Below are 5,894 nucleotides of genomic sequence, written 5' to 3'. Positions count from 1 at the left end.
GGCGTTCCTTGAGTTGCTCCGGGCTCAAGTCGGCGGCGAGGCTGGCGGGATTGTCGCTGAGCACCCAGTCGATCTCCTCGCGGCGAGCCTCGGCCACCTCGTCGATGGCTTGGCGGACCTGGCCCTCCCAGGCCTGGCGGGTGAACACCCCGGGCACGCTGGCCGTGGTGGCGAACAGYGCGCGGGCGTCGGTGTCGCCGACCATCTGCTGCAAGCCCAGGGCCGGGTAGTGATTGGCCGCCGCATCGAGCACCCGGCGGTACAGGCTGGCTTCGGCATTGCGCTGGCCCAACTGGACGAGCAGTACCTGACGGGCCTGGGCCACCAACGTCGGGTCAGCCTCGATACGCCAGGCCGGATGGGCCGCCAGTTGCTCGGCATAGAACTGCCAGAGGCCGGGTGACAGGCCCTGCCAGAGCCCCGGCGTGATGTCGGTGTGTTGCGCCTGAGTCTCGACCAGCACCTTGGCGAGGAAAGCCGCGTCGGCTTTCTCCGGGCGCGCCATCATCAGGTAGGCCTTGAGCTGCGCGTAGGCGGCCGGGGCACGCTTGGCGCGTTCGGGGTTGGCGGGTGGCAGCTGGATCAGCGCCTTGAGTTGCTGTTGCAGATTGGTGGCCGCTGGATCGCGCAGCAGGCGATTGTTGGCCTCGACGTAGCGCGGCCATACGGCCACGAGCAAAGCCGGGTTATGGCTCAGGCCAAACCGCTGGTACCACGGCGTGCCGTGGTGCGCGCGGTAGTCCAGGCGCCCCAGTTCACGGGTCAACTCGTTGAACGCCAGCAGTTGTTCGTCGCCGCTGCCCGCTTGTTCCAGGGTCGCCAGCGCGGTCTGGACAAGGGCGATCTGCCCGCGGTTGCTGACGAAGGACAGCAACATCCCGGCACCCCACAGCAGCGCCACGCCCAACACCAGCGCATAAGCGACTCGCGGGGCGGACCAGCCCAGGCGTCGAGGGCTGGCGGCCTGATCGGCCAGCACGCCGTGCCAGGCTGGATCGATATGCCAATAGTGCCGCTGATCAATTTTATTGCCCGACGGCAGCGGCAGGCTGAACCACAGCCCCCGCAGCGGCACGCTGCGGGCCAACTCGCCGAACAATGGCGACAGCGCCTGACGCCACCGGGCCATGCCCTCGGCCTGCAAATCGCGGGACAGGCGCAACAGAAAGTCATGCGCCATCGCATCCCGCATTTGCTCCAGGCCCTGCTGCCGCAAAGGGTCGAGCAACGCCCCCAACCGGGTGTCCAGTTCAAGCGCCGTGCCCCGCGAGGACAACCGACAACCCACCGCCTGGGTCGGYCGCRGGTYYTGTACCCACTTGCTCGCGCAGACCTGCCAMAGGTGTAAGGGCAACTGCCAGCCCAATTCGCGGGCCAGCACCTTCAAGTGACGCACGCCGGCCCCCATCGCGGCGGCATCGCTGCACTGCTCCTTGCTCAGCGCCCAGACCACGCCGTCCAGCGCGCGCCAGCGGGTCAGGCGGCGGTACTGWTTCAGCGTCGCCTCGGTGGGCTCGGCTTGCAGGCTGCCGCCCCAGATCAGCACGGTGTTCTGCGCGTCGAGCCAGTTTTCCGAGGTCAGGCCGGGGGCGATGGCAGTGATTTGCTCGGGTTCGCCGACGACGAGCAGGAGGCGGATTTTACGGGGCCAGAGGAGGCTGTGGTTTTTCCGCAGGTACGTTTTAACCGCTGCCATTCGTTTCTCCACCTGAGCATCAGTGGATTCATTGAGTGGCGCTTGCACAGGTTGAGTAACATCATCGGCGTCAAGCGGTCGATAAACTGAGCGACCTAGACGTCCCAGCAGAGGGTAACCACCCAGAAACATCACCACGATAAAGGTGGTGACCAATATTGCCGAAAGCCAAATTGTTTGCCGGGCGCTGCCGTTAGCAATGCCCAGCGACTCGGGGTGATGCCAGACCACTGCACCTAAACCCACACCGGTCAGCAACAGAACGCCAACCAGAACACCCAACCCTACAGAGCGTCGAAACTGCATTTCGAGATTCCTACTTCGAAAGTGGTGACACAGGTGTCAAAACCGTGCACCAAAGCCCGGTTGCGACATCGTCGCCACTGAAAATGAATTGCGGCCCGACGCCGCGCTGAAGGGTTTGTGTAGCGGCCACGATCGCCAACCACGCAGATGCTGTGCCCGGGTGTCCCAGCAAGGTATCCAGGTTGTGTGTCACCGCCATCGGCAGTTGCGCCAGGACAGTGCTGATTGCCACCTCGCGTTGCGCATTCCCCCCCCACACGCCACACATGCTCGATTGATTGGGCATCCAGTGGCACCCAATCCAGTGCTTGACGAGTGGCATACAACAGCGCATCGGGGCTGGGCTCTCGCTCCTGCTCCGGACGGTGCAGGTAGGCAATGGGTGGCAATGTGGTTTGCGTCAAACGATTACCCAGCAGCAGTCCGACGACCGCTTCCGCCGCCTCTTCGGGCTGTTCCGGCGCAAACTGTGCCGCCACCACCATCAGTAACGCCTGGTCGGTAATTCGCTGGTCGAGCCATTGATCCAGCGCCGCCAGGCCCTGCCCTTCGACAGGTGTGGTCGACTGGCGAATGCCAGACTCTGTCCAGGCCTGTCGCCACACTCGGCGCAAAGTATGTTCCGGTAATCCACTATCGACTTCGAGCAACAGTGCCAGCGGCGTCTCGTCTGGCAGTTGCCCCAAGGTTTGCGCCAGGTCAACGAGCACCTGCACCAAAACGCTCAATAACACGAGCTCAGAGGCCGGCGTCGTATTGCCGGGCAAGCGGCTTTGACGTACCGCGACACCGCCTGACAAGGAGGGCTGAGTCTTGAGCGCCTTGACCCCAGTCAGCAAAGCGTCCAGTTGGACTTGCGACTCCTCTCCCGGCGCTCGCAAGGCCGTGTAAAGACTCACATTCAATACTTGCTGGGATCGCCGGCCACGGCGCAGTCGCCGAACCGAATCCTCCTCACGGGCCTCATCCCAGCCATCTGCAACAGCTTGTCCACCGATGTACAGCAGCGCGCGCCCGAAGCTCATGACGCACCAACCCAAGAACGGAACACCCAAGGCCAGACCGTAGAAATCCAACGGCTGTTGCCGCAACGATTGACTGGCGAAGCCAAACATCAACCCGATACCCAGCAACCAAAGCAGCGGCAACAGGCCCAGCCAAAGCCAGACACGAGGCCGCGCAGGACGGGACGCCGGAGCAGGTACTTGATCGAGACGGACCGCCATGATCAGCTCGCGCCCGCTTCGGGGAGTGACGAAATCAAGGCGCAACCGCAGGCACAACAGTGTCCGTGAAACGCAATCGGTACGCCGTTTTCGTGAAACCTCGGATGCCCCTCGGCAATCACTGTTCGACCATGGCCTGGAACGGGGCACATTACCGCGTCACCCTCGCGAGCCACGCCGATACCACCGAACCGCATCGCGGCGGACCCCGTAAGCACAGTGCCCTTTCCGGTTGTTTTGTCACCAATACGGATGATGCCTTTCATTCCATTTCCCTTTTTTAAAGACCCACTTGATTACTCACATGCCCAACGGCTATTGACTCAGGACTTCCTGAATCGAAACCGCCTTGCCATACAGCACATAGTTCGTTGAAGTTAATGCCTGGCCAGCAGCATTAACATGATTGAACCAATCAATAGAAAACCCCTTTTTATTCCATTGCACCGAAGAAAAATCAGTGTCTTGTTTTTCCGTTCCGGAGTTCTGGCTTGCCATTGAAATCGAGCGCAGGCAACTACTGACCAGTGTCCTTGTTTTGGTCCTCAGACTGGTATCCGCCACTCTATATACGTGCAACCAAACCTCACTGCCGGCGCCACAGAAACCTGTAGGCTTTCCAGGGTTGGAGGGAGACACTTCAAACAGTGCGAGATAAGTTTCTCCAGTAATGGGGTATTTATGCCTGTCATAGAAAACACCGCCCACTCCAGCATTCAACTTCAGCCGATAGAGACTTCCGTCTTCCATATGCAAAATCACCCCACTCTTTTCATTGCTGACCCAAGGCATTGCCGTATCGGCGAAAGCGCCACTCACTGCCATGAAACCCAACAATAAAAAAAACAAAGAACAAACATATTTACTTCGACAACACATGATCGGCATAGCACACCCCCTGATAAGTCCAAGGGTGGTCCTCCGATTGCCCCTTGGTGCCTTTTTTGTAGGTATCCACATCTCTCTCGTGCAGTTCGGCTTCGGTCTTGTCCTGGTTTTTTTCATTGTCCATCGACCAACCGATGTTTCCGGTATTGGCGTCGCACAGGATGTTCTTTTTCCTGACCCAGGATCTTGAGACGGTATCCCACTCATGGTAGGAGCCACCGTTCCAGCGGCTGAATACCTCATGTTCCAGCTGCTCAGTCGTATAGCTCCTGCCAGACTGACCCAGATATTTTATTGCGATCCGAACCTTATCCTTGTAGATGGAGGAGCCTCCCAGAATGTTCGCTTTCCAGTTCCACGCCTGTTCGTAGGACGGTGCCGGATTGGTCATTTGCGTGATGCCGTAGCCTTTGTCGAAAGCAACGATTGGCTCGCCGTCGAAATCGATGAAGTGTTTACTGCCCGTCTCTTGTTCCAACAGCTTCTCGAATCCGGTCATGCCATCCAGGCTTGCAACATAAGTAGCGATACTCTCTCGAACAGGATTCTGTCCTTTAATGACAACAGTCCTCGTGAGCGACTTTTGACCGACCTGCACTTTTACGGTCAACGTTCCACCGAGAACCTGGCCAGAGAAATCAGCCGTCCACGTTTTTTCGCCGCTGACAAATGATCCTGACTCATTGAACGTATTCAGTGCATTATCTTTTCGCGCCCGCTCCTTCAAACCACTGACTTTTGCCTCCCATTCAATTACCCAGGACCATTTGATATCGCCAACGAATTGCGCTCGAAACTCGAACGCGATAACGGGCAACGTGGCGTCCTGGTCAATCTTGAACACTTCATTTTCAGCAGGCGACACCCAGGTCAATGTACTTTGCGCAGACACGACCTTGATTACGGTACTGTCCGTGTTATTCGTACTAACTGCATGTTTTAATTGCTGCATGGCTTCGTCCCTTTAAAAATCAATCCCGCAATGACACCATGATCTTTCCGAGTGAAATAAAAATACCTTTTAACTAACGCTTACCAAGTGCCATAGGGGATTCCGTGTTGATCGATATAGGCCTGCGCCTCAGGCTTCGGTGCGCGGTAATAGTTACCCTTACCGTTTTGATAAGGCCCTAGCGGCTCGATCTCCGCCTGAAAACGCCCGACTTCCCTGTAGCCCAGACACGCCCCACCTAACCAGACCTTTACAATGCCGCCAGGGGCCATGCCCAAATTGATCGTATCTTCGTAGAGCGTCATTTCCTTTTGAGCAGGTTTGCAGAACAACCGCTGTGGCTTGATCATGTCGTCACGCACCCACTGCGGGATCCGGATACCGATCTTGTAGGTCTGCGGCTCCACCAGCGATTGCCAGCGCACGAAGATGCGGTCTGGTAGATCGACGTTGTTCACCGGCTTCGTTTTCCCTCCGCCCTTGTGCCAGCCTTCCGCTTTGCCGGTGTAACTGGCCACGCCCCCAAACACATGAAAGAACGCCAGCCCGCGCTGATCGAGCACATCCACACTCTCGACCCACACTTCCATGAAGCGCGGCGCGGCCAGGCCGACGTACCAGCTGTGGTAGGGCAACTTGGGTGGCGTGGGACCAGTGGCGCAGGCACACAAGCTGAACAGCAGGCCGACCAGCAGGCTCAGGCGTTTCATTGGGGAGTGGCCCTTACCAAGTGCCATAGGGGATTCCGTGTTGATCGATATAGGCCTGCGCCTCAGGCTTCGGTGCGCGGTAATAGTTACCCTTACCGTTTTGATAAGGCCCAAGC

Annotated in this window: 6 protein-coding genes; all 6 read right to left on the bottom strand. The window is 58.5% G+C overall.

All coding sequences use genetic code 11. The annotated features are described in order from the left end of the window. Positions 1-2,002: ImcF-related family protein (locus AC1DXW_RS30685; RefSeq protein WP_477760880.1), on the bottom strand; the 2,002-nt coding region annotated here is incomplete at its 3' end. Beyond that, positions 1,981-3,150: a hypothetical protein gene (locus AC1DXW_RS30680; protein WP_477760879.1), complete on the bottom strand. Its 1,170-nt coding sequence runs from the start codon at positions 3,148-3,150 to the stop codon at positions 1,981-1,983. The genes AC1DXW_RS30685 and AC1DXW_RS30680, both read right to left, overlap by 22 nt. 80 nt (positions 3,151-3,230) lie before the next feature. Continuing rightward, positions 3,231-3,494 carry a PAAR domain-containing protein gene (locus AC1DXW_RS30675; RefSeq protein ID WP_477756277.1) on the bottom strand — a complete coding sequence of 88 codons (264 nt, stop codon included), beginning with the start codon at positions 3,492-3,494 and terminating at the stop codon, positions 3,231-3,233. 49 nt (positions 3,495-3,543) lie between these two features. Beyond that, the gene (locus AC1DXW_RS30670; protein WP_477756276.1) at positions 3,544-4,116 is read right to left on the bottom strand and encodes a hypothetical protein; all 573 of its coding nucleotides are present in this window, start codon (positions 4,114-4,116) and stop codon (positions 3,544-3,546) included. Further along, positions 4,091-5,068, bottom strand: coding sequence for a hypothetical protein (locus tag AC1DXW_RS30665; RefSeq protein ID WP_477756275.1), 978 nt, complete (start codon positions 5,066-5,068; stop codon positions 4,091-4,093). The genes AC1DXW_RS30670 and AC1DXW_RS30665 overlap by 26 nt, the downstream gene beginning before the upstream one ends. An 80-nt stretch (positions 5,069-5,148) precedes the next feature. Beyond that, a complete protein-coding gene (locus AC1DXW_RS30660) occupies positions 5,149-5,805 on the bottom strand; it encodes a DUF2931 family protein (RefSeq protein WP_477756274.1) in 657 nt (218 codons plus the stop codon). Between the last annotated feature and the right edge of the window lie 89 nt (positions 5,806-5,894).

The organism is Pseudomonas sp. P4_C4, from assembly GCF_056402055.1.
This window is presented reverse-complemented; position numbering and strand designations above follow the sequence as displayed.